17 protein-coding genes and 1 pseudogene are annotated in these 23,878 nt (G+C 70.9%); 5 read left to right on the forward strand and 13 right to left on the reverse strand.

The features are described from left to right. Positions 1 to 37: 37 nt before the first annotated feature. The 4 genes from AC0VYP_RS10860 to AC0VYP_RS10875 all read right to left on the reverse strand — a co-directional run bounded on the left by AC0VYP_RS10860 (position 38) and on the right by AC0VYP_RS10875 (position 4,615). A complete protein-coding gene (locus AC0VYP_RS10860) occupies positions 38 to 1,702 on the reverse strand; it encodes a CotH kinase family protein (RefSeq protein ID WP_475473842.1) in 1,665 nt (554 codons plus the stop codon). A gap of 5 nt (positions 1,703 to 1,707) precedes the next feature. Then, entirely contained in the window at positions 1,708 to 2,394 is a 687-nt protein-coding gene (locus AC0VYP_RS10865; RefSeq protein WP_285761445.1) for a DUF4956 domain-containing protein, read from the reverse strand. Further along, on the reverse strand, positions 2,391 to 3,311 hold the full coding sequence (locus AC0VYP_RS10870) for a VTC domain-containing protein (RefSeq protein ID WP_475473843.1): 921 nt from the start codon (positions 3,309 to 3,311) through the stop codon (positions 2,391 to 2,393). Before AC0VYP_RS10870 ends, AC0VYP_RS10865 begins: the two co-directional genes overlap by 4 nt. Before the next feature lie 125 nt (positions 3,312 to 3,436). Then, positions 3,437 to 4,615 carry a zinc-dependent alcohol dehydrogenase gene (locus AC0VYP_RS10875; RefSeq protein ID WP_475473844.1) on the reverse strand — a complete coding sequence of 393 codons (1,179 nt, stop codon included), beginning with the start codon at positions 4,613 to 4,615 and terminating at the stop codon, positions 3,437 to 3,439. 196 nt (positions 4,616 to 4,811) lie between these two features. On the opposite strand from AC0VYP_RS10875, the gene AC0VYP_RS10880 reads away from it, so the two are divergent. The 4 genes from AC0VYP_RS10880 (at position 4,812) to AC0VYP_RS10895 (ending at position 8,989) form a co-directional block, all read left to right on the forward strand. Then, on the forward strand, positions 4,812 to 5,216 hold the full coding sequence (locus AC0VYP_RS10880; RefSeq protein ID WP_285761442.1) for a ChaB family protein: 405 nt from the start codon (positions 4,812 to 4,814) through the stop codon (positions 5,214 to 5,216). 104 nt (positions 5,217 to 5,320) lie between these two features. Beyond that, positions 5,321 to 7,702 (forward strand): phosphoketolase family protein, encoded by a 2,382-nt coding sequence (locus AC0VYP_RS10885; RefSeq protein WP_475473845.1) that lies wholly within the window; start codon positions 5,321 to 5,323, stop codon positions 7,700 to 7,702. Next, positions 7,699 to 8,793 (forward strand): acetate/propionate family kinase, encoded by a 1,095-nt coding sequence (locus tag AC0VYP_RS10890; RefSeq protein WP_475473846.1) that lies wholly within the window; start codon positions 7,699 to 7,701, stop codon positions 8,791 to 8,793. The genes AC0VYP_RS10885 and AC0VYP_RS10890 overlap by 4 nt, the downstream gene beginning before the upstream one ends. Positions 8,794 to 8,842: 49 nt before the next feature. Continuing rightward, a complete protein-coding gene (locus AC0VYP_RS10895; protein WP_285761439.1) occupies positions 8,843 to 8,989 on the forward strand; it encodes a hypothetical protein in 147 nt (48 codons plus the stop codon). A 57-nt stretch (positions 8,990 to 9,046) separates the two neighbouring features. Here AC0VYP_RS10895 and AC0VYP_RS10900 read toward each other — a convergent pair whose 3' ends face one another. From AC0VYP_RS10900 to AC0VYP_RS10915, 4 genes are all read right to left on the reverse strand, one after another. Continuing rightward, positions 9,047 to 9,310, reverse strand: coding sequence for a beta-ketoacyl-[acyl-carrier-protein] synthase family protein (locus AC0VYP_RS10900; RefSeq protein ID WP_285761438.1), 264 nt, complete (start codon positions 9,308 to 9,310; stop codon positions 9,047 to 9,049). Between the two features lie 79 nt (positions 9,311 to 9,389). Next, a complete protein-coding gene (locus AC0VYP_RS10905) occupies positions 9,390 to 9,944 on the reverse strand; it encodes an AAA family ATPase (RefSeq protein ID WP_285761437.1) in 555 nt (184 codons plus the stop codon). A 61-nt stretch (positions 9,945 to 10,005) separates the two neighbouring features. Next, the gene (locus AC0VYP_RS10910) at positions 10,006 to 10,386 is read right to left on the reverse strand and encodes a hypothetical protein (protein WP_285761436.1); all 381 of its coding nucleotides are present in this window, start codon (positions 10,384 to 10,386) and stop codon (positions 10,006 to 10,008) included. A 184-nt stretch (positions 10,387 to 10,570) separates the two neighbouring features. After that, positions 10,571 to 11,059, reverse strand: a complete 489-nt coding sequence (locus tag AC0VYP_RS10915) for an acyl-CoA thioesterase (protein WP_475473847.1) — start codon at positions 11,057 to 11,059, stop codon at positions 10,571 to 10,573. A gap of 340 nt (positions 11,060 to 11,399) precedes the next feature. Here AC0VYP_RS10915 and AC0VYP_RS10920 point away from each other — a divergent pair, with 340 nt between their 5' ends. Further along, the gene (locus AC0VYP_RS10920; RefSeq protein ID WP_285761434.1) at positions 11,400 to 11,588 is read left to right on the forward strand and encodes a hypothetical protein; all 189 of its coding nucleotides are present in this window, start codon (positions 11,400 to 11,402) and stop codon (positions 11,586 to 11,588) included. A gap of 44 nt (positions 11,589 to 11,632) precedes the next feature. Here the strand turns inward: AC0VYP_RS10920 and AC0VYP_RS10925 are convergent, their stop codons facing one another. The 5 genes and pseudogenes from AC0VYP_RS10925 to AC0VYP_RS10945 all read right to left on the reverse strand — a co-directional run. Continuing rightward, positions 11,633 to 12,394 carry an SDR family oxidoreductase gene (locus AC0VYP_RS10925; RefSeq protein WP_475473849.1) on the reverse strand — a complete coding sequence of 254 codons (762 nt, stop codon included), beginning with the start codon at positions 12,392 to 12,394 and terminating at the stop codon, positions 11,633 to 11,635. 26 nt (positions 12,395 to 12,420) lie between these two features. Further along, entirely contained in the window at positions 12,421 to 13,569 is a 1,149-nt protein-coding gene (locus AC0VYP_RS10930; RefSeq protein ID WP_475473850.1) for a tryptophan dimethylallyltransferase family protein, read from the reverse strand. Positions 13,570 to 13,607: 38 nt separating this feature from the next. Then, a complete protein-coding gene (locus AC0VYP_RS10935; protein ID WP_285761431.1) occupies positions 13,608 to 14,987 on the reverse strand; it encodes a cytochrome P450 in 1,380 nt (459 codons plus the stop codon). Positions 14,988 to 14,991: 4 nt separating this feature from the next. Then, positions 14,992 to 20,916 (reverse strand): amino acid adenylation domain-containing protein, encoded by a 5,925-nt coding sequence (locus AC0VYP_RS10940; RefSeq protein WP_475474223.1) that lies wholly within the window; start codon positions 20,914 to 20,916, stop codon positions 14,992 to 14,994. Between the two features lie 243 nt (positions 20,917 to 21,159). After that, positions 21,160 to 23,760, reverse strand: a pseudogene (locus tag AC0VYP_RS10945) (non-ribosomal peptide synthetase); the annotation flags it as partial. Between the last annotated feature and the right edge of the window lie 118 nt (positions 23,761 to 23,878).

Raw genomic sequence — 23,878 nt, forward strand, 5'->3', positions numbered from 1 at the left:
GGGGGCGCGCGGGGGCTCCGCGACCATGACGGTCCGGTCAGTTGACGTCGGCCGGGTCCACCTCCTCGGGCAGGGACGCCGCGCGATCCTGGACGAGGGCGCGCAGCTCTGCGGCCTCCGTCGCGACCTGGTCGGGGTCGGTCGATGCCTCGGCGGCGGCCCGCTCCTGCTCCTCCAGCTTCTCCAACAGCACGCCGTCGGTGTAGAGCAGCTGGTAGAGGTCGCCGTACGCCTCGGCGTACCGAGCGGCGAACCCCTCGTCGGCCAGGAACCGCTCCTTCAACGCGTTGCCGCCCATCATTTCGCCCATCATGTCGCCCATGAGGTCCCCGGCGGGGCCCCGGCCGCCTTCCGGCGGGGTCATGCCCCCCGCTTCGTCGGGGCCGCCCGGCCCCAGGGCGCCTATCCCGGAGAAGGCCAGGTTGAGGTCCCACGAGACCACCGTGAAACGCCGGTCGTCCAGGTCGTACCACAGGTAGTAGTTGTTGCCCGGGCCGGATATGTCGTCGAAGTTGCCCATCAGCTCCTGCAACGCCAGGTAACGGGCCAGCGAGTCGGTGTCCACCCACGTGTCCAGCTCGGCGGCGAACTCCTCGTCGTCGGCCTCGGCCACGAACCGCAGCAGGTCGATCACCGGCTGGGTGTCCTGACTGCCCAACAGGTTGATCTGCTTGAACGCCTCCGTGTAGTCGGTGGGGTCCTCGCCCACATAGTCGAAACCGCCGGTACTGAGCGCCTTGTACAGCACGCCTTCGCCGTTGAGCCGGTCGGTGTACCCCTCGTCGGGGTGTTCGAGTACCAGCCGGGGCGTCGTCGCGCTTCCGTTGACGCTCACGGAGAAGTAGGCGTGGTCCTGTGCGGGTTCCCCGGCGGCCTCGATCGCCTCCAGCGCGACCGCCTCGTTGAGCGCTACCGCTCCCGACATGCTGGCCGGGCGGATCGCCAGTTCGCGGTGGCCCTGGTAGCGCACTCCCTCGACGAACTCGTCGAAGCGCACCAGCCACGGCAGTGTCTCGGGTTCCTCGACAGAGAGGGTGACCATGCCGCCACCCGGTCCGCCCGGTCCGCCCGGTCCGCCCGGTCCGCCCGGACCGGGCGCGTCCCCGTCCGCGTCGCCCCGGGCGTCGGCGTCCTGCCCGGGAGGGGCTCCCGGGGGGCCGCCCTGGCCGGGTGCGAACCCGCCGGGCGGCCCCATCCCCTCCGGTAGTTCCATTCCTTCCGGCAGTTCCATCCCTTCGGGCGGTCCGCCACCCATACCCAGGGAGGGGGTCCGCCCCTCGGAGTCGGTCAGGCCCTGGAGGGTGGAGTTGCCTTTGAGGCGGATGCCGACGTCGGTGATCAGCGTGCCGTCGATGGTGATGTCGGCCGGGATGTACTCCTTCTCGCCGTCGGAGTAGAACGTCGCGATCATCCGGTCGTAGTCGGCCTGGCTGAAGGTCAGCTCGATGGTGTGGGCGACCGAGTCGTCGAACACGTCCGAGGTGCCCTCGATGTCGTTGGTGACCACACTCGCGCTCTCGCGGGACTCGCCGGTGACGTAGGCGTGCACGCGCACCGTCCCGGCGAGGACCACCAGGGCCATCAGCCCGGCGGCCAGCACCGCGAGCAGCCGCCAGTGGTGGCGCACCCGCACGGGCAGGCGGCGCAGCAGCCGACGGTGCAGCGGAGTCGTTGGAGTGGGCCGTGGTGTCGTGGTGGCCACGGCGATCACATATCGGTCTGGTCGTAGCCGGTCAGGACGGTGGCACGCTGTCCCGCGGTGACCTCGTTGAGCGCGGTGACGAGGTCACCGGGGGCGACCCCCTGCTTCAACCGGGCCGTGTAACACAGTTCGGTGAGCGAACCGCCGCGGATGGACTCGGTGCTGATCAACTCGAACTCCTTGGTACGGGCGATCAGGACGTCCTGTACCGCCGCGGAGTGGTCCATGCCGTCCGCGGGCACCTGGACCTTCACCACCTGGCGCTGGACGTCGAGGTGGAACCAGTCGAAGCGGTGCATCAGCATGATCACACCCAGGATCATGGCGTCGGCGATCGCGGCCAGCAGGTAGAACCGGGTGCCGCACGCCATGCCGATTCCCATGACCAGGAAGATGAACCCGACATCGCGGGTCTCCTTGATCGCGTTGCGGAACCGCACCACCGACAAGGCGCCCACCAGCGCGAACGCGCGGGCGATGTTGGAGCCGACCACCAGCATGATCAACGCGATGATCATGCCCAGGATGATCAGGGTGTGCACGTAGCTCTGGCTGTAGGAGACGTTGCGGTGCGTGGCGCGGTAGACCCAGGCGACCGCCAGGCTTAGCACGAACGACAACGACAGCGCGAGGACGACGTCGGTGACGCTGAACGTCCCCGACAGGTCGGTGAGGGTGAAGTCGAGATTCATCGGTTCGCGCTTTCTGAGGAATGGGGAAGGAGGGGACGGGAATCCAGGACGGGATCCTCGGTGGGGACGTGGAACACCGAGCGCGGCGCCTGGCCGTGCGCCTCGATGGACTGGCAGTACTTGGACACGCGCTGGACCTGGAGGCCGTGGCGGGCGGTGAGATCGGTCAACCAGTAGGGGACCCGCTCGTTGGCCTTGACCTCCAGCACCGCTCGCGCGGGCGGGAGGATGAACCGGTTCTGCGTTTCGGCGCGCAGGTCGAAGTCGCGGTCGCGCCCGCGCACCCGGTGGTCCATGGTGACGCGCAGCCCCAGGTCCGACCCGGTACCGACGAACGCCTCGCGCTGGTAGCCGGTCATCGCCGTGGGACGCAGGTCCAGCCGCACGACCAGGTCGAGGATCTCCTGGACCAGGAACCGTTCGCCCGGCGCGTGCTCGACCTCTTCGCGCCGGTCGCACAGCGCCCGGGCCCGGTGGTAGGGCATCGCCACGCGCCGCTTCTGGGTCACCCGGTTGACGCGCTGCTTGATCTCGACGAACACGTCGGTGTCGTCGTCCACCCCGGAATGGTCGCCGTAGTGGCGGATACGCAGCTTGCGCCGGAACTTCAGGCCCTCGATCTTCTCCCAGTAGAAGCGCAGGTGCTGGGTGTCGTAGTAGAGGCTCCACACCCCGTAGGCGCCGTTCGCGCCGTGCCCGTCGGCGGACATACGGGCCGCCAGTTCCGCCCGCACCGCGGGCACGACGGCGGCGTCCACCAGGTACTTGATCTCATAGCGGTTGAAGGCGTGCAGCGGGCTGGGCGCGCGCAGTGAGTGGCCGCGCGCGTCGTCGGCGGCCCCGGTCGGGGCCGGGGCCACCGGGGGACCGTTGCCGGTGCGCGCCTGGCGCGCGCGCTCGCCGAACCGGATGAACATGGGTTTTCACGCTCCTCATCACCGTGCGTGGGCAGGATGAGGAAGAGGAAACCCCGACGATGTCGGAACTCCGTGCCAAAAGTGTGTGAACTTCCTGGGAACGGCGCGCCCGAGGGTTCAGCGGGTCAGGGCTGGAGCAGCACCTTCACCGCGCCGTCCCGCTTCTTCTGGAACATCGCGTAGGCGTCGGGTCCGTCCTCCAGCGGCAGCCGGTGGGTGGCGAAGGTCTCCACCCCCAGCGGGTCGTCGTCACCGAGCAGCGGCATGATGTCGCCGACCCAGCGCTTGACGTTGGCCTGCCCCATGCGCAGCTGGATCTGTTTGTCGAAGAGGGTGAGCATGGGCAGCGGGTCGGCCATCCCGCCGTAGACGCCCGACAGCGAGATCGTGCCGCCGCGGCGCACCAGGTCGATCGCCAGGTAGAGGGCGGAGAGACGGTCCACCCCCACGGTTCCCATCAGCTTGGCCCCCACGCTCCTGGGAAGCGCGCCGGCCAGTTTGTGCGCCACCGAGCCCACGGGGGAGCCGTGGGCCTCCATTCCCACGGCGTCGATGACGGCGTCGGGGCCGCGGCCCCCGGTGTGCTCGCGGATGGTGTCCACCAGGTCGTCGTCGTTGACGTCGAACGCCTGCGCACCGAACACGCGGGCCCGGGCCAACCGCTCGGGGACCAGGTTGACGGCGAACACCTGCTCGGCGCCCAGGTGCCGGGCGATGCGGCACGCCATGTCCCCGATGGGGCCCAGGCCCAGTACCGCGACGCTTCCCCCTTGGGGGATCGACGCGTAGCGCACCGCCTGCCACGCGGTGGGCAGCACGTCGGAGAGGTAGACGAAGCGGTCGTCGGAAGGCCCGTCGGGCAGTTTGATGGGGTTGTAGTCGGCGTGGCGGACCCGCAGGTATTGGGCCTGGCCACCGGGCACCGCGCCGTAGAGACTGGTGTATCCGTACAGTTGCGCCCCCATTCCCTGGTCGCGGACCTGCGTGGTCTCGCACTGGGTCTGTAGGCCCTCGTGGCACATGAAGCAGTGCCCGCAGGCGATCTGGAAGGGGACGACCACCCGGTCGCCGGGGCTCAGGTTCGTCACGTCGGCCCCCACGGCCTCCACCACGCCCATGGGTTCGTGGCCGAGGATGTCGCCCGGGTTCATGAACGGTCCCATCACCTCGTAGAGGTGCAGGTCGGAACCGCAGATCCCGGAGGAGGTGACCCGGATGACCGCGTCGGTGGGGTCCTGGATACCGGGGTCGGGGACGGTGTCCACCCGGACATCCCGTGGCCCGTGCCAGGTGAGCGCGCGCATAGTTCCTCTTCCGTCGATGCGTGTCGGACCGGGCGGTGTCGGACCGCCGTGTCCGTGGGTGCACGTGTACGGCTGTCCCGGTTCGGCCAGGGGAAACACGGCGGCCTCGGCCGGGCGGGTGCGGCGCGGGTTTGCGAGTGCCGCGAATTGGTAGCCGCCGCGTGTACCCCGCGACGCCCGGACCGAGGAGGGGCCCATGCCCGCCGAGCAGGAGATGCCCGAGACGCTGCGCCGCTCGCCCCGCAAGGCGCAGCGCACGTGGGCCAAGGCCCACGACTCCGCGGTAGGGACATACGGGGAGGGCGAGCGCGCGCACCGCACCGCAATGGCCGCGCTCAAGCACACTTTCGAGAAGGTCGGCGACCGCTGGGAACCCAAGCGGGAGAAGGGGCCCTCCGACGCGCAGGCGGCCAACCCCGAGGCTGGAAGAGGCAGGGACCTGCCCACCGCGGAGGGCGTGGACGCGAACGCCGCCAAGGGCCACCTCTACGCCCGGGCCCGCCAACTCGGGGTCCGGGGGCGTTCCAAGATGACGAAGGCCCAGCTCGTCGAGGCACTGCGCGACGCCAACCGTGATCGGACCCGTCGGGCCCGGGCCTGAACCGGCCTCGGCACCGAGCCATCCGTGACGAAGGTCCCGCACGCCCGGCACGGGGGCGGCCAGAGCAGGGACGCCACACCCGATCGAGACGAGGACGGACGCCCATGACGCACCCCCAGACCCAGGAGATACCGGGGCTCGCTCCCGAGGAGCTGCGCCGGATCGACCTCTACTGGCGAGCCGCCAACTACCTCTCCGTCGGCCAGATCTACCTGATGGACAACCCGCTGCTGCGCGAACCGCTCTCGCCCGAGCACATCAAGCCGCGGCTGCTGGGCCACTGGGGCACCACTCCCGGCCTCAACTTCATCCACGCCCACCTCAACCACCAGATCCTGCGACGCGACATCGACGTGATGTGGGTGGTGGGGCCGGGGCACGGAGGTCCGGCTGCGGTGGCCACCGCATGGCTGGACGGCACCTACTCCGAGATCTATCCCGAGGTCGGCCGGGACGCCGAGGGGATGCGGCGGCTCTTTCGCCAGTTCTCCTTCCCCGGGGGAGTGCCCAGCCACGTCGCCCCGGAGGTCCCCGGTTCCATCCACGAGGGTGGCGAGCTCGGCTACGCGCTGTCCCACGCCCACGGTGCGGCCTTCGACAACCCCGGCCTGGTGGTGGCCGCCGTGGTCGGCGACGGCGAGGCCGAGAGCGGACCGCTGGCCGGGAGCTGGCAGGCCAACCGGTTCCTCGACCCGGCCCGCGACGGCGCGGTCCTGCCGATCCTGCACCTCAACGGCTACAAGATCGCCGCCCCCACCGTGCTCGCCCGCATCCCCGAAGCCGACCTGATCGCGCAGATGCGCGGCCACGGCTACGAACCGCACCTGGTCAGCGGCGACGATCCGGCCACCATGCACCACCGCATGGCCGCGGCGATGGACGCGGCCCTGGACCAGATCGAGGAGATCTGGATCGGTGCGGGCCGTGACGGCGAACGCCAGGACGTGCGCTGGCCGATGATCATCCTGCGCAGCCCCAAGGGCTGGACCGGTCCGAAGGAGGTTGACGGGCTGCCGGTCGAGGGCACGTGGCGTTCCCACCAGGTCCCCCTCGCCGGGACCCGCGACAACCCCGAGCACCGTGCCCAGCTCATCGAGTGGTTCAACCGCTACCGGCCCGAGGAACTGTTCGACGACAACGGGGCGCCCTTCGCCGAGATCACCGCGCTGAGCCCGGCGGGGGAGCGCCGCATCAGCGCCAACCCGCGGGCCAACGGCGGACTGCTGCTCAAGGACCTGCGCCTCCCCGACTTCCGCGACTACGCGGTCACGGTGACCGAACCCGGCACCGCGACGTCGGAGGCCACCAAGGTGCTCGGCGGCTTCCTGCGCGACATCGTGCGCGCCAACCCCGACACCTTCCGCATCATGGGCCCCGACGAGACCGCCTCCAACCGCCTCGGCGCGGTCTTCGAGGCCACCGACCGGGCCTGGAACACGGCCCGGCTGCCCACTGACGAGAACCTCGGCCCGCGCGGCCGGGTGATGGAGGTCCTCAGCGAGCACCTGTGCCAGGGGTGGCTGGAGGGTTACCTGCTCACCGGGCGCCACGGCCTGTTCAACTCCTACGAGGCGTTCATCCACATCGTGGACTCGATGCTCAACCAGCACGCCAAATGGCTCAAGGTCAGCCGCGACCTGCCGTGGCGGCGCCCGATCGCCTCGCTCAACTACCTGCTCAGCTCGCACGTGTGGCGCCAGGACCACAACGGGTTCAGCCACCAGGACCCCGGCTTCATCGACCACGTGATCAACAAGAAACCCGAGATCGTGCGGGTGTATCTCCCGCCGGACGCCAACACCCTGCTGTCCACCGCCGACCACTGCCTGCGCTCCCGCGACTACGTCAACGTGATGATCGCCGGCAAGCAGCCCGGCCTGGACTACCTGCCCATGGACGCGGCGATCGCCCACTGCACGCGCGGCGCCGGGATCTGGGAATGGGCCAGCAGCGACGCCGCCGACGAGCCGGACGTGGTCCTGGCCTGCGCCGGCGACGTGCCGACCCTGGAGGCACTGGCCGCCGCCGACCTGCTCCGCCGCAACCTTCCGCAGCTCAAGGTCCGCTTCGTCAACGTCGTGGACCTCATGCGGTTGCAGACCGAGGGCGAGCACCCGCACGGCATGAGCGACGGCGAGTACGACGCGCTGTTCACCACCGACAAGCCGGTGATCTTCGCGTTCCACGGCTACCCGTGGCTCATCCACCGCCTCACCTACCGCCGTGCCGGCCACGCCAACCTGCACGTGCGCGGATACAAGGAGGAGGGCACCACGACCACGCCCTTCGACATGGTCATGCTCAACGACCTCGACCGCTTCCACCTGGTGATGGACGTCATCGATCGGGTCCCCGACCTGGGCGTGCGCGCCGCGCACCTGCGCCAGCGCATGGTCGACGAGCGGTTGCGCTGCCGCGCGTACACGCGGCAGCACGGCGAGGACGCCCCCGACATCCGGGACTGGCGTTGGGAGCACACGCCGTGACCCGGGTCCTGGTGGTCAACTGCGGGTCCAGCAGCGTCAAACTGCGGCTGCTGGACCACCGCAACGAGGTGACCGACAGCCACGACCTCACCGGGGTGGAGGGCACGGTCTCGGCCGGTGCGATGGAGGAGGGCCTGCTGGGGTTCGGCGCCTTCGACGCGATCGGGCACCGCGTCGTGCACGGCGGCCCGGACTTCACCGGTCCGGCACTGGTCACCCCGGCCGTGCTGGAGCGGCTGCGCGCCCTCACCGACCTTGCCCCACTGCACCAGCCCAAGGCCCTGGCCGGGATCGACGCGCTCCAGCACTTGGCGCCGGGCACACCTCAGGCGGTCTGCTTCGACACCGCCTTCCACGCCGGACTCCCCGCAGCCGCGGCCACCTACGCCGTCCCCGCCCGTTGGCGCGAGCGGCTCGGGGTCCGCCGGTACGGCTTCCACGGCCTCTCCTACGCCTATGCCGCGCGCCGAGCCGCGGAACTGGCCGGCACCGACCCCGGCCGCCTCGTCATCGCCCACCTGGGGGCGGGCGCCTCCCTGGCCGCGGTACGCAACGGTCGAAGCGTTGACACCACCATGGGGTTCACCCCGCTGGAAGGGCTGGTCATGGCCACCCGGAGCGGCGACGTGGATCCGGGGTTGCTGGTGTGGCTGCTGCGACACGGCGGCCTGAACCAGGCGGAGTTGAACACGGGACTGGAACGCGAAGGAGGGCTGGTCGGGCTCACCGGCGACTCCGACATGCGTGCCGTCGCCGCGCGGGCCGACGCCGGCGACCGCGACGCGGTCCTGGGGGTGGAGGTGTACCTGCACCGGCTGCGCGCCAAGATCGCGGCGATGGCCGCCGCCCTGGGTGGCCTGGACACATTGGTGTTCACCGGGGGGATCGGCGAACACCAGCCCCGGGTACGCGCCGGAGCGCTCGACGGACTGGGCTTCCTGGGGGCGCGCCTGGACCGTACCGCCAACGATGCCGCAAGAGGCGACGCCGAGGTCACCGGATCGGGGTCGCGGGTCCGTGTCCTGGTCCTGACCGCCAGGGAGGAAGTCCAGGTCGCCGAGGAGACGCGCGCGACGCTGCGGGCACGGTGAGTCGGGGTTCACCGAGTGGGGCGCGCTGCCGCGGGGTAAGTTCGCGGTCATGAGCGACTTCGACCCCGACCAGCCCCGCACCGACGACCCCGGCCCCGCCATCGACGTCGAGACGTGGTTCCCCGCCCCCGCCCCCGCCCCGCCCGCCCCCAAGGTCCCCGACGAGGATCCGGGGGTCGACACCGGACAGATCTGAGCGCGGTGCCCGCCGGGTTTTCGGGCCGGGCCCCGGCGGGCACCGCGCTCCGCGTCCTCAGTGCAGCGCCGTCAGGTGCGTGTGCTCGGGTGGAAAACCGAGATTCGCCGCCGGCGCTTGGACCATGCGGCCGTCGGCCTGGTGCGGTACGAGGTGCGGTTGCCCGGCGCCGTCGGTGGGGTGGGCGTTTGGGAAGTCCCGGATGAACGGTCCGACCCGGCTCTCCACGCAGTGACGCACGGCCGGGCCGTCCATCGTGAAGTGGCGCAGGCTCAGGGCGAGGGACTTTGCCGAGACGGGGATGAGGGAGCCACCGGCCACCGGCCGGGACGCGGACCGGTTCCCGCTTCTCGGGGAAGGTGGCGAGGTGGATGGCGATCACGTCCCGGGCGGTGCCCCATCAGTCCAGTGTTCGGTCCAGTACGAAGTCGGCCCTGGTCGCGACGTCGGTGCGCGGAAGCTCCACCAACCGGTATCCCAGGTCGGTGTAGGTGCGGACCATGGACGCGTGCGTGCGTTCGGCCTCATCCAGGTCCTGGCGGCGTTCGGCGTCACCCGTGAAGATGTCCGGCCAGGGCGGGGCGACGAAGACCTGCGGCGCATAGCGCACATCCCGGGCCGCGACCGTGATGTGCTCGGGGACGGGCAGGCCCAGCAGCCGCAGGTAGCCCACGACATCGGGGACCCCGCGGTCGAAGAACACCGGTTCGGGGCGCGGGGCCGCCTCCCGGTAGGAACGCATCTCCCACGACAGCATCAGTTCGGCGAACAGCGGCGGGTCGATCCAGGGCAGCGCTCGCCCGCCGACGGCCATCTGGTCCCTGATCACGCCGCGTCCGGCTTCGGGGGCGGCGGCGTGCCCGCGGGCACGCAGTTCCTCGATCAGCGTGGTCTTGCCCGAGCCGGGACCGCCGGTGAGGACGAAACGCGGTCCGTTCTGCACGGCGACGGTCATGGTGGCGTTCTCCTCAAGGGGTGAAAAAGGGGATCGGTGGACGCGAACCACGGAAGAGGGCTCAGCCGTGGCGCCGCAATCCCCGCCGTTGGGATCGCGCGTCGCGCCGCCCCAGCAGCACGAGTGAGGCGCCCCACAGGGCGAGGACGGCGGCCGTGCCGAGCCGCGCCGTCGGGGGCCCGTGGACAACGGTGACCGGACCGCTGTCGAGGCCGAGCACCCAGGTGCAGGTCCGGCCGGGTGGGAGCCATGACCAGCTCACCGTACCGAAGACGGAACTCCCGGGTGAGAGATCGCAGGAGGTGGGCCCGCTCGTCGCCCACTCGGCCACGAGGAGTCCGAGCCAGAGCGCGGTGGCGGCCAGCCACGCGATACCCGGTCCCACGGTGCGGGGGCCGAGGGTCCGCTTTCTGTCGTCTGCTCCGCTGGTGCCGGTCGTCACGCGGATGCCTTTCGCCGGGACTGGGCCACCGCCCGGGTCCGGTGGCGGGCGGTCGGGGAGGCGCAGAGGAGGAGCCTGAGCGCGGGGGCGTTTCGTCGGCCGTGCTGTTCGTCGGCGGAGGGCGGCCACAACGGGGGTGTCGCGCCATGGACTCGACACCCCCGTATGCCTCGGGTTCCTGAGGCTAGGCGGTCTCTCCCGGCGGCTGGGCCGGAGCGCGCAGCAGCGGCTGCGCGGCTGCGCGGACCTCGTCGCTGAGCGTCGCGGGCGTGAGCGTCGCGGGGTCGAGGTTGATCTGGACGCGAGTGCCCTCGGCGTGCACGGTCGCGCCGTCGAGGGAGATCACCCGGAAGCCGTAGGTGTAGCTGGAGCGTCCGATCCGCTCGATCCAGAGGTGCACCCCCACCTTGCCGGGCTCGGTGACGGGGAAGTGGTAGGTGATCTCGAAGGCGCGTACCGCCATGACCGAATCGCCGGCGAAACGGGACCGTGCGGGGTCGTGGTGCCATCCCTGCTCGCTCCAGTACGCGGAGGCCGCGTGCTCCAACAGGAGCGAGTAACGGGAGTTGTGCAGGAACCCGGTGGGGTCGAGGTCCTCGAAGTGGACGTCAACCGACTGGACGCAACCGAACTCCGGTTCGGCGGCGGGCGGAGTGTCCTCGAAGGTGCTCACAGGGGGCCTTTCCGTTGACGGTGGGGTGAGGCGGGCGGCTCCGGGCAGCTCTCGCGATGCCACGGAAGGCAGCCGGCCACGGGCCGCGCCGCAACCCTAACGCCTCGACGGCGTGTCCTCGGGCGGGAAAGCGACCGGGACCGCGTGTCCTCGCGTGGGTGATGACCGGTTCCGGGGAGGCGTCGGAGCCACGACCACTGGATTGGGCCAGAGGGCATCGTTGCCGATGGCAGAGCGGCACACGCTCCATAATCATGGCTCGCCACCTGCAAATATGACTCTGAGTATATGATTGGCGACTCGAAGTAACTTTTCGTGATCGCAATCGATCGGAGCCGTCATGCGTCGCCTTCTCACCGTCCTCGCCCTGTCCGCCGCGGTTGTCGGGACGGCAGCCGCGCCTGCCGCAGCCGCGTCCACGGACCTCATGGGGCTGTGCCCCTCGACCGCCGAGGGCGAGGAGACCCAGGCGGTCAACGGTCTCATCGGTGATCTTCTCACCGGTATCAACGATTTCGTGTGTCGGTGACCTGAGCCGGTAGCAGGGGCCCGGCCGTTGCGGCCGGGCCCCTCTCACGCCAGCCCGCCCGCAGCGCGCAGATTCTGCCCGGTCAGCCAGCGCGAGTCGGGACCGGCCAGGAACGCCACCACGTCGGCGATGTCGCCGGGCTGCCCGAGCCTGCCCAGCGGGGTCGCGGACGCAACCTGGTCAAGGGCCTCCGCGGGATTGTTGGTGCGCAGCAGGTCGGTGTTGACGGGGCCGGGGGAGACGGAGTTCACCGTGATGTGCCGCGCCGCGAACTCCTGGGCCGCGATCCGGGAGAACTGCTCCAGCGCCGCTTTGCCCGCCGTGTAGGCGGCAGTGCCCGGCTGGGCCACGGCGGTGTTGAGCGAGGAGATGTTGACGACCCGCCCGCCGTCGCGCAGGCGCAGCCCGGCCTGACGCAGTGCGAACAGCGGAGCCTTGGCGTTGATCGTCATGGCCCGGTCGTACTCCGCTTCGGTCATGTTGACGATGGAACCGGTGACGGCCGTTCCGGCATTGTTGACCAGGATGTCCACGCCGCCGAACGTCGCGATCGCCGTGTCGAACAGCCGCTCGACGTCGGACAGGACCTCCAGGTTGACGCGCTGGATCGCGGCGCGTCCCCCGGCGGCATGGATCTCGGCGGCGACCTTCTCGGCGGCTGCCTCGTCCCGGTGGTAGCTGAGTGTCACGGCGGCACCGTCGCCGGCCAGCCGCAGCGCGATGGCGCGCCCGATCCCGCGGGAACCTCCGGTCAGCACGGCACTCTTGTGGGCCAGGGGCAAAAGCGGCCCGGTGGAATCGTTCATCTGCTGCGCCTTCCTCGCGCGGGGGGTCAGGAGTAGAGGCCGGGGGCGGCGTAGCCGGAGAAGCGGGCGGTGCCTCCGGGCGGCGCGGGTTCGTAGGCGATGAAGTTCTGGTTGCCTGTCTCGTGGAGCGGCCGGTCGGCGATCGAGGACAGGAAGGACACGTAGGGAATGGGGTCGATTCCCACGCCGTCCAGGAACGCCGCGGTCCGGTCGCGCGCCGCGGCGTCCTCCACGAACTCCGGGATCATCGGCACGTACAGGGTGGCGGCCGTGGGCGCGGGCATCCCCTGCCGGAACGCGAAACAGGTCACCGGGGGCTTGGCGAACGGCGGTCGGGTGTGGCCCAGGATCGTGCCCAGCGCGGCCTCGAACGCGCCCGGTACATGGCTCGGGGCGATCTCGGCCTGCCGGTCGATGGTCGCCGCGTCGAGGTCGGCGTACTGGAGGTAGACCTTTGCCCGCGCCCGGGCCGGATCGGTGAGGTCCAGGGCCAGCGCTCCGATCCGGCCGGGCCCGCCCAGCGGTGCGGCGTGGGCGAGCGTGGCCTGCCACGCGTTGCTCAGGCCCAGTCGGGCCATCGCCTCGTCGATGATCGCGGGAGCGTGCTCGGAGCCGTTCACATGCGGATCGAGATAGACCTTGAACAGCGGTTCCGCGTCGGAGCGCCACGCCACCCCGTGCATCATCCAGTAGTGCTCGCGGGGAGCGGGCGAGCGGAACAGGTCCTCCAGTGCCAGCACCCGCCCCACGTCCACCCCCGGGCGCCCCGCCAGCCCGCGCAGGTGGTCCCAGGCGAAGTCCTGGTTGGCGGCGGGCTCGGGCGGGTCGGCCAACGCTTCGACCGTGATCCGCACCTCCACGTCCGTGCCCCGCCACGACGCCGAGAGCTCGAAGGGGGAGCCGTCGATGGAGACGTAGCAGCGCCAGCGCGGTCGTCCGATGGGCAGGCGCCCCCGCGGTCCCCACACCTCGGTGAGCAGATCGGCGGCAGCGCGCGCACGCTCGGGGGACAGGCCCAGCCCAGCGTGGCACCGGGACAGTTTGTCCACGGCGGCCTCGACAAGAGTGGTGTCCGGTGGGTAGCGGTCGGAGGCCAGCCGCAAGGGGTGGTGCCGTGACGGCGGTCCACTGGTGACAAAAGGATCGCCGCCCTGGTGCGGGTTCGTCGTGCTCACGTCCTCGGGTTCCTTCCCGTCGGTTCCTGCGCGGCGGATCACCAGCACACCGGTAGGTGCCGGAGGATCCGTACCTGAATGCCTTCCTTGAACGCCATCTCCTCGGGGGCCACCGCAGGACGCAGCCCGGGGAACCGGCGCAGGAGCGTGTCCAGCCCCTCCTCCAGTTCGATCGTCGCCAGAGGTGCGCCCACACAGCGGTGGATCCCGTAGCCGAAGCCCAGATGGGGGTTGCGGTCGCGGTGGAAGTCCAGGACGTCGGGGTCGGTGAAGACCGAGGCGTCCCGGTTGGCCGAGGGCAGCACCGGGAGCACCGCCTCACCGGCCCGGATCAGGGTTCCGCTCAACTCGACGTCCTCGCGTGCGTAACGGGCGAAGGCCACGTGTGCGTCCAGGGGCACGAACCGGAGCAGTTCCTCCAGGGCCTTCGCCAGCAACCCCGGCTCCAAGCGAAGCTCGGCGTATGCCGTCGGATGCGTGAACAAGGCGTAGACGGAGTTCATGAGCTGGGCCGACGTGGTCTCGTAGCCGGCGATCAGGAGGACGCTGACCAGTTCCACGAGCTCCTGCTCGCTCAGTCCCGCCGTCTCGTCGTGCACCTTCACCATCGCGCTGATGAGGTCGGGGGCCGGCTCCCTCCGGCGGCGCGCGACCAGGTCGGCGAGGTAGCCGTAGAGCGCGGCGGTGCGCGACTCGATGTCCGCGAGGCCCAGCGCCGTGGTGCTGGAGAACGCGTCCAGCCACACACGAAACCTCGGGCGGTCATCGTAGGGAACGCCGAGAAGTTCGCAGATGACAAGGGCGGTGAGGGGGAGGGCGAAGTCCTCCACCAGGTCGCCGGGGGCGCCGCGCCGCTCCATGTCGGTGAGCAGGTCCAGGCTCATCTGCCGCACACGCGGACGCAGTTCCTCGACCCGCCGCGCGGTGAACGCGCGGCTGAGCAGGCGCCGCAACCGTGTGTGGTCGGGCGGATCGGTACCGAGGATGCTGGTGTTCACCGGCAGGGGAGTGAGCCGTGACTCGTCGTGCTGGGCCACCAGCGCCCGGCTGAAGCGGTGGTCGCCCAACACGGTCTTGACGTCGGCGTGCCGGGTGACCAGCCAGGCATCGTCTCCGTAAGGGACCCGGACCCGGAGTACCGGCTGGTGGCGGCGCAACTCTGCGTAGACGGGGTCCATTTCGAGCCGGTCGTAGTCGCCGAACGGGTAGGACACGGGCGTGGCGGCGACCAGGCTCGCGGGACGGATGTCGCTCCAGGCGCGTTCGATGTACTCCAGGCAGGCGCTGCGGCTGTCGCGCCCGTGCCGCACCGTCCACCCGGCAGGGACGTCGATGGACGCGGGCCACAGCGAGTGCTGCCCCTCGTCGTTGGTGAGGACGAGGTAGACCCCCTCGGGGTCCTCGAACGGGTTGGTCATGGGGTCACGCCTTTCGGTCGTGGCAGGGCGCCACGGTCGGCCCATACGGTCGCGGGAAGAACCCCGATCGCGTGAAGTACTCGATGTAGCGGGTCAGCAGGTCGGTGTCAACGGCGGGGAACCCGAGGCCGGTGCCGTCGAGGCCCGCCGTGGTGTTGCTCTGGTCGAACCGCAGCGCGCCGAGCTCGACCAGACTGGGGAGGACGTCACTGAGCAGGGCGGCGGCCTCCAGACCCGTGCCCGCCGCGGGTTCGCTCGCGCGGCGCAGCAGCAGGGTGGTCCACTCCGGATCGGGCAGGACCACCAGATCGTGGCCGACGCGTCGCAGGGCGTCGGTGAGGTCGGTGAACCGGATCGGGTGCGGACACGTCAGATGGTGGGTCAAACCGATCGACTCCCGACGCGTCAACAGGTGAACCATCATCCGTGCCACATCGTCAACCGGGACGAGGTTGACGGTGGCCGTGGGGGCACAGGTGCTCTGGGGGGCGGCACCCAGGACGAGCATGGCCCGCACCAGGTGCCACAGCGTGTCGTCGGTCCCTCCGGCGCCGGAGACGGAGTGCCCGCTGATGCGCCCGGGGCGGTGCACCGTAACGGGCAGGCCGCGCCGGGACGCGGCTTCCAGAAGCCCCTCGCCCACCCATTTGCTGGCGACATAGCCGCTGGGTATCACCGAGCGCGCGGGCGCCCGGTGCCCTTCGCGGAGCACGGCAGGGTTGCCGCCCTGGGACACCGCGACCGCGGCGGTGGACACGAAATGCACCGGTACCGCCCGCGAGCGCGCGGCGAGGCGGATGATCTCGTGTGTGCCCAGCACGTTGGTGTCGCGCAGACGGGCATAGGGCTCGACCGCGCTCACCTGCGCTCCGTTGTGGTAGACCGCGTCAACCAGGTCGGCCAGCTCGTCGAAGCGCTCCGGCGACAGTCCCAGCAGCGGGCGGGTGAGATCACCGGGGACGGCCACGACACGAGCGGCCATCGCCGGGTCGGACCACGGCCCGTAGCCGAGGACGTTGCGCCGGATGCGTTCGAGACCGCCGGCCTCATCACCGGCCCGCACCAGGCAGTGCACGGTGGCGCGGGTGTGCTCCAGCAGTGTGCGCAACAGTGCCGCGCCCAGAAAACCGGTGGCACCGGTGAGCAGCACGTGCGCGGGCGAGGTGCTGCGCGCAAGGTTGACGTCCTGTCCGACGGGCAGCCCGATGTCCGGATCGAGCGCCGATTCGGCGACGAGGTTGACCGCGCCCGCACTGTAGCTCTCCTGCGGACGCGGGGCGACCGTCTCCTCGATCTCACGACCGAGCGCGGCCACGGTCTGGAGTTCGAACAGCCGTCGCACCGTCAGGTCCGCCCCCAGCCGGTCGCGGATTCCGCTGAGCAGCCGGGGGACGAGCAGCGAGTGGCCGCCGAGGTCGAAGAACCCCGCATCGACGCCCACCCTGGACAGGGGAAGTCCCAGGACGTCGCTGAACAGAGTGCGCAGGGTGCGTTCCGTGCCCGGGTGCGAGGACCGGTCCGCCACGGTCGCGCCGTACTGCGGTGCCGGCAGCGCAGCCCGGTTGACCTTGCCGCTGGGCAGCACCGGCAAGGAACCCAACGGCACGATTGCGGCCGGAACCAGGTAGGCCGGCAGGAGACCGGTGGTGTAGCGGCGCAGCTCCGCCGCATCGACGGGGACGGTCGCCGGGACCACGTAGCCGACGAGGCGCCGGTCGCCCGGACGGTCCTCGCGCGCGATCACGGTTGCCTGGGCGACCCCCGGATGGCGTTCCAGGACAGCGGCGACTTCCCGGGGCTCCACCCGAAAACCGCGGATCTTGACCTGTTCGTCGGCTCGCCCGACGAACTCCAGCTCCCCCGACCGCGTCCAGCGGGCGAGGTCCCCGGTGCGATACATCCGCTCACCCGGCTCCCCGAAGGGCGCGGCCACGAACCGGGTGGCGGTGAGGCCGGGGCGGCCCACGTAACCGCGGGCGAGACCGGGACCACTGACGTAGAGCTCGCCGGCGGACCCGGCCGGCAAGGGGGTGAGCCCCTTGTCCAACACGTAACAGCGCGCATCCACGGTGGGCCGCCCGATGGGGGGCGGGGCGTCCCCGTCCTCGGACAGAGGTTCGCTCAACGTGGCGCACACGGTGGTCTCGGTGGGGCCGTAGCCGTTGAAGAACCGCCGCCCGCGGGCCCACGCCGCGGCCAGACGACGCGACAGCGCCTCACCGGAAGAGATCAGCGATGACACCCCGGCCAGGTCGGTGGGCGCCATGACCGCGAGAACCGCCGGGGGCAGCGTCGCGTGGGTGATCCTGTGCCGTGCGGCCAGCGCGGCCAGGGCCGGCCCGGGCGTGATCTGGTCGGCGGACGCGGTGACCAGGGCGGCGCCCGTCGCGAGCGTCCCGAAGATCTCCCACACCGCGCCGTCGAAGCCGACCGGCGCGAACTGCAGGACCCGCGCGCCCTCGGCCACACCGAAACGCTCGCGCTGGGCGGCCACCACCCCCGGAAGCCCGGAATGGCTGACCACAACACCCTTGGGCCGCCCGGTGGACCCGGACGTGTAGATGACGTAAGCCGGGTGCCCCGGACGCAGCGCGATGTGCCGATGGGAGTCGGTGACATCGGTGTCGGCAAGACCGGTCGCTTCTGCCTCGATCGCCTCTAGCGTCGTTGACGGCGCGGTCCCGGGCAGTGCCGTGATACTCCGGTCGGTTCCCAGCACCAGCACCGGCTCGAGGTCGGCGAGCATCAGAGCGACGCGTTCGGCGGGATGGTCGGGGTCGATCGGAAGATAGCCGGCCCCCGACTTCACGACCGCGAGGATCGCCACCACCAGCTCCGCGCCACGGGGAAGCGCGATCGCCACGTAGCGCTCCGGTCCCGCCCCACGGCCGATGAGCGCGCGGGCGAGCCGGTTGGCGCGGGCATTGAGCTCGCGGTAGCTCAGGGTGGTGTCGCCGTGCACGAGAGCCGGTGCGTCGGGGGTGCGCGCGGCCTGGCGTTCGAAGAGCTCCGGGTAGGGCACGCGGGGGATGTCCCGCGCAGTGGCGTTCCACGTCACCAGGGTCCGGTGGCGCTCCTCGGCGTCGAGGGCGTCCAAAGCGCTGAGTCGCAGGTCGGGGTCTGCCGCGGCTCGGGTCAGCATCCTGATCAGCCGCTGGACGAGCGCCTCGATCGTCGCGCGGTCGAACACGTCGGTTCCGAACTCGGCGACCCCGGTCAACCCGCGGGGCGACCGGTCCGCGCCGATGTGCTCGGTGAGGCTGAACACCAGGTCGAACCGGCACGTACCTACCCCCATGAGATCGACCTCGGCGGCGACGCCCGGGGGGTTGAACTGTGTCGCGGGCGCGTTCTGCAGGGCCAACATGACCTGGAAGAGAGGGTGGTGGGAGAGCGAACGCGCCGGACGCAGCTCCTCGACGAGCCGTTCGAAGGGGAGGTCCTGGTGCGCGTGCGCGGCGAGATCGATGTCGCGGACCCTGGACAGGAAGTCGCAAAACCGTGGGTCGCCGGAGGTGTCGGTGCGCAGCACGAGGGTGTTGACGAAGAACCCGATCAGGTCGTCCAGCGCGTCGTCGGTACGACCGGCGATCGGGCTGCCGATCGGGATGTCGGTCCCGCAGCCCAGCCGGGTGAGCAGTGCGGCGACCGCGGCGTGCACCACCATGAACAGGCTGACCCCGTGTTCGTTGGCCAGGGTGCTCAGCGCACGGTGCAGTTGCTCCGGCACGGTGAAGTGAACGGTGTCGCCGCGATGGCGCGCCACGACCGGGTGCGGCCGGTCGGTGGGCAGCTCCAGGCGTTCGGGGAGCCCGGACAAGGTCTGTCGCCAGTAGTCCAGTTGCCCGGCCGCCAGGCTGTCCGGCCCTTGGCCCAGCAGGTCGTGCTGCCACAGCGTGTAGTCGGTGTAGTGCACGGGCAGCGGTTCCCACGCCGGCGCGCGCCCGGCCGACCGCGCGGTGTAGGCGGCGGCCAAGTCGCGCCACAGAGGGGCGAGCGACCACCCGTCGCAGGCGATGTGGTGCACGACGACCAAGAGCACGTGTTCGTCCTTGGCGAGGCGAAACAGCGTGGCGCGGATCGGGATCTCGGAATCGAGGGCGAACCCGCGGCGCCCCGCGACGTACGCCTGGGTGGCCAGCCGCTCCGGGGTGGTGCGGGTGAGGGTGAACTCCGGACGCGCGTCCGCCAGCACCACCTGGTGGGGGACTCCGTCATGGTCGCCGACCACGGTCCGCAGGCTCTCGTGTCGCCCCACGACGTCGGCCAGCGCCTCGCGCAGCGCCCGACGGTTCAGGTGCCCGGCCAGCCGGATGCGTATCGGCACGTTGTAGGTGGGGCTTGGACCCTCCAACTGGTGCAGGAACCACAACCGGGTCTGGGCGTGGGACAGCGGAATCCGTGCGGGGCGCGGCCTGGCGCAGAGGGGCGGCCGGGTGACCGGCCCGGCCCCGCCCCGTCCGAGACGGTCCACCAGTTCGACGACGCGGGGAGCCTCGAACACGGCACGGACACTGAGCTCGACGCCCAGTGTGCTGCGCACCCGGCTGGCCAGGCGGGTGGCCGACAAGGAGTGCCCGCCCAGTGCGAAGAAGTCGTCGTCGATCGTCACCGGTGCGACGCCCAAGACCTCGGAGTAGAGTCCGCACAGCCGCTCTTCCAGCGGGGTGCGGGCCGCCCGGCCGGCGGTGACGGTGCCGACCCTGGGTGCGGGAAGCGCCGCGCGGTCGAGTTTCCCGTTGCGGGTCAGGGGCAGGCGCTCCAACACCATGACGTGGCGGGGCACCATGTGGTCGGGGAGCCGGAGGTCCAGATGCGCGCGCACCCGGGCCAGGAGGGCGCCTGCCTGGCGCGACACGTGGGGGCTGCTGGTGTGGAGCGCCAGGTCCGCGCAATCGGTGCCCGGGGCCCGGTACAGGCCGGTCGGTGCGACCGGCCGTGTCGTCGCCCCGTCGAAGAAGTGCACGTCGAGGCTGCCGTCCGGGGCGTTCGCCGTCCAGGTGACCACCGCCTCGTAGCCGGTCCGCCGGGCGACCGCGTCCAGTTCCTCCGGTTCCGGTGCTTCAGCGGGTGCGTCCAGGAGCCGCCGGGCGAGGTCGGCGTCGTTGTCCTCGTGCAGCGCCCGCCAAGCCAGCATCGCCGGCACCACGCGTGCGTTGGGCACCCCGAGCAACCGCACGTGGGGGAGGCGCCGTGTGCTCAGCAGGGTCGCCAGCGTGTCGGCGTCGGTGACGTTGACACCCCAGGACAGGTCCACCGGAGCAGGCATCTCCTCTGGTGCATTCGGTACGGGTGCGGTGTGCAGTACGGCGTCGTAGCGGTACTGCGACATCTCGTTGCGGAAGAGGCCGCGTTTGATCCGCACGTCGGCGCCGGTCACGTGGGGAACGGCGTGGGCCAGGGCGGCGAAGTAGTCCGGTGCGACCAGCAGTTCCTGCTCGGCGGCGGCGTTGCGTTCGAGGGCGGCGCGTACCGCCTCCGGTCCGGTGCCGGGTGCGGCCCTGCGCAGGGTGGCCTCGGTGTGGAAGAGCCGGGAGAGCCGGAGGTCGCGTACGTCGCCCACGAAGACCACGCCGCCCGGGACCAGCAGCGCTGCGGCACGGCGCAGTACGTCGGTGAGGTAGTCGCCGTTGGGGAAGTACTGCGTGACGGAGTTGATGACGACGGTGTCGAAGTAGCCCTTCGGCAGCCCGCTGACGTCGTCGGCTGTCCGCACCCGTAGTTGCACCCGGTCCGCGAGACCGGGATCCGCCGCGACATGCAGGCGCAGCGCGTCGATGGCCGGACGGGAGAAGTCGGTGCCCCAGTAGGCGTCGCACCCGGGAGCCAGGCGCGACAGCAGCAGACCCGTGCCGACCCCGATCTCCAGCACACGCCGCGGACGCAGGGCGCGGATCCGGTCGATGGTGGCGTCGCGCCACTCGCGCATGTGTTCCACCGGTACGGGGAGCCCGTCATAGCTGCTGTTCCAGCCGGAGAAGTCCGTTCCCAGTGCGGGCCGGCCATCGGGGGCGGCGGCCGGGGCGTACAGCCGGTCGTAGATTCCCTGCCACTCGGTGATCTGGTTGCCGGCCGCGTCGCCGTCGGCGTCCCGTGTGGTGTCGGCCGCCACCACGTACCCGGCCAGTTCCCGTTCGCCCGGCCGGTCCTCACGCACCACGACGGCGGCCTGGGCGACCCCGGGGTGATCGCGCAACACCGCCTCGACCTCTCCCGGCTCGATGCGGAAACCGCGGATCTTCACCTGGTCGTCGGCGCGCCGCACGAACTCCAGTTCGCCTGCGGGAGTCCAACGGACCACGTCGCCCGTGCGGTACATACGGGTGCCCGACGGGCCGTAGGGGTCGGGGACGAACCGTTCGGCGGTGAGCGCGGGGGCGTTCAGGTAGCCGCGCGCGAGGCCGGATCCGCCCAGGTACAGCTCCCCCGGGACCCCGGGAGGGACCGGGCACAAGTGGTCGTCGAGGACGCGGCAGCGCGTGTTGTCCATCGGACGCCCGATCGGCACCGGGTCGGCGGCCCGCCGGTCGGCGATCGCATGGCAGGTGGCGAAGGTGGTGGACTCGGTCGGGCCGTACACGTGCACCAGGGTCAGGTCCGGGCAGTGGTCGAGGACCCGCTGGAAGGCCGCGGTCGAGCCCTGCTCCCCGCCGGTCCACACCTCCCGCATACCCGAGAAGCAGCCCGGGAGCTCGTCGGAGATGACGCCGAACAGGGCGCTGGTGACGAACGCGCCGGTGACGCCGCCCTCGACGATCGTGCGTCTCAGCGTCGCCACGTCCAGTTCACCGGTCGGGGCGATCACCACCCGGCCACCGCCCAGCAGCGGTACCCAGATCTCGTACGTGGAGGCGTCGAAGGAGTAGGGGGAGTGCAGCAGTACCCGCTCATGCGCACCGTTGTCCCACCGGCGGTCGGCTGCCAGGGCGGCCACGGCCTGGTGGGTCACCCCGATGCCCTTGGGGCGGCCGGTGGACCCCGACGTGTAGATGACGTAGGCGAGGTCGTCGGGCTCGGATTCGACGAGTGGCGCACCGGGGTCGGCCTTGGACCAGACGTCCTCCATGACCAGCACATCGCGTTCGGTGATGGCGTCGGAGGGCGCACCGTGCGCGGCGGTCACGACGATGCGTGCCCCGGTCTCCGCCAGGACCAGGCGCAGCCGCGAATCGGGCTGGCGTGCGTCCAACGGCACGTAGGCCGCGCCCGCCTTGAGCACCCCGAGGGTGGCGATGATCAGGGCGGTCGAGCGGGGCAGTGCGATCCCCACGGTGCTGCCGCGACGACAGCCTCGTTCGATGAGGCGGTGCGCGAACTGGTTGGCGCGCGCATCGAGTTCGGTGTAGGTGAGGTGGTGCGTGCCGCAGGCCACCGCGATCGCGGTGGGCGTCTGTTTGACCCGTTGCTGGAAGAGGAGGGGCAGGGGCAGGCCGGGCAGTGGTTGGTCGGTGGCGTTGGGCGCGGTCAGTACCGTGTGGCGTTCCTGCGGGGAGAGAAGATCCACCCCGGCGGCGGACTGCTGCGGTTCGGTGACGACGCGGTGCAGCAGGGAGAGGAGGCGTCGGTGCTGCGCGGCGAGGAGATCGGTGCTGTAGTGGTCGGCGTCTGCGTAGAGGTGGAGTCCTTCGTCGAGGAGAAGGGACAGCCCCTCCACCGATCCGGGGTTGAGAACGCGCACGATGCCCTCGTGCGTGCCGAACCGGATGCGGGGCTCGACCGTGTTGACGGTGAGCAGCGGGGAGGGGGGAGGGCCGACCTCGTTGTCCTGAAGGTCGTTGTGCAGGTCGATCGTGCCGTACCGGCTATGGCGCTGGGCGATGGTGCGTTCGGTCGCGGCTGCGTGCACGAGATCGGCCAGGGAGGTGTGCGGGGGGACCGCCAGGGGCAAGGGGAGCCGGGTCGAGAACGCGCCCGGGGTCCGGTGCGCTGCGGATCGCTCGGTCCCGGACGCGACGAGGCCGACCGTGACATCGTCGCTCGTGCCGAGGCGCCGGGTGTAGAGCGCCGCGGCGGCCAGAACCGTGTCAACGGGCTCGACCCCGTGGTCCGCGCAGAACGTGCGGACGATCTCGCGCAGCCGGTCCGGGAGCGGTCAACCGTAACCGACCACGGTATGCGCGCACGCCTGTGCCGGGGCAAAGAGCGGGTCCCGCTGCGCGTAGCGGTTCAGCCAGTAGGTGCGATCGGCAGCGAATTTCTCGCCGGCTCTGAGCGTGTGCTCGGCGCGCAGTACATCGGGTAGCGCGAAGAACCGGCTTTCGGGGACGGGATGTCCGGCCTGGAGGGCCGTGTAGACGGCAGCGACGCGGGAACGTAGCAACGCCATCCCGCGGAGGTCCAGGAGAAGGGGGTGCGCGCTCTGCACCCACAGGAAGCGTTCGGGGCCGGTGATGACGAGGGCGTGGCGATACAACGGGCTGCCGGTTGTGGGGGCGGCGGTTCGCGCGCATTCGCGCTTCAGCCACGCCTCGGCGGCCGCCTCCGGGTGCCGGGTCGCGCTGAAGTCGATTTCGCGGGCAGGGGCCACGCTGACTGCGTCGAGGTGTTGTTGGAGGGTGCCCTGATCGGCTGTGAAGCGCAGGCGCAGCACGTCGGTCTCGGCCGCCACCCGGCGGAAGGCATCGGCGAAAAGGGCGCGGTCGAGAGGCCCGGAAATGGTGACGCACTCGCTCACGGCCTGCGCGGGGCGGCCCTGATGCGGTCGCGTCGCGGAGGCCACGGAGGCCGCCTGGTAGGGGGAGAGCGAAAAGCGAGGACTGAGCGGACCGAACACGAAACACCGATTCCCGTAAGCGAATTGCTATATGGCTGCTGAGACGTCGTGGCGGCAGCGGGGTTCTGGTTGCCGGCCGATTTCTTTCGCCTTATTGGTGTGCTGTGTGCGTGGAGAA

This window comes from Nocardiopsis sp. iso_186, assembly GCF_056173365.1.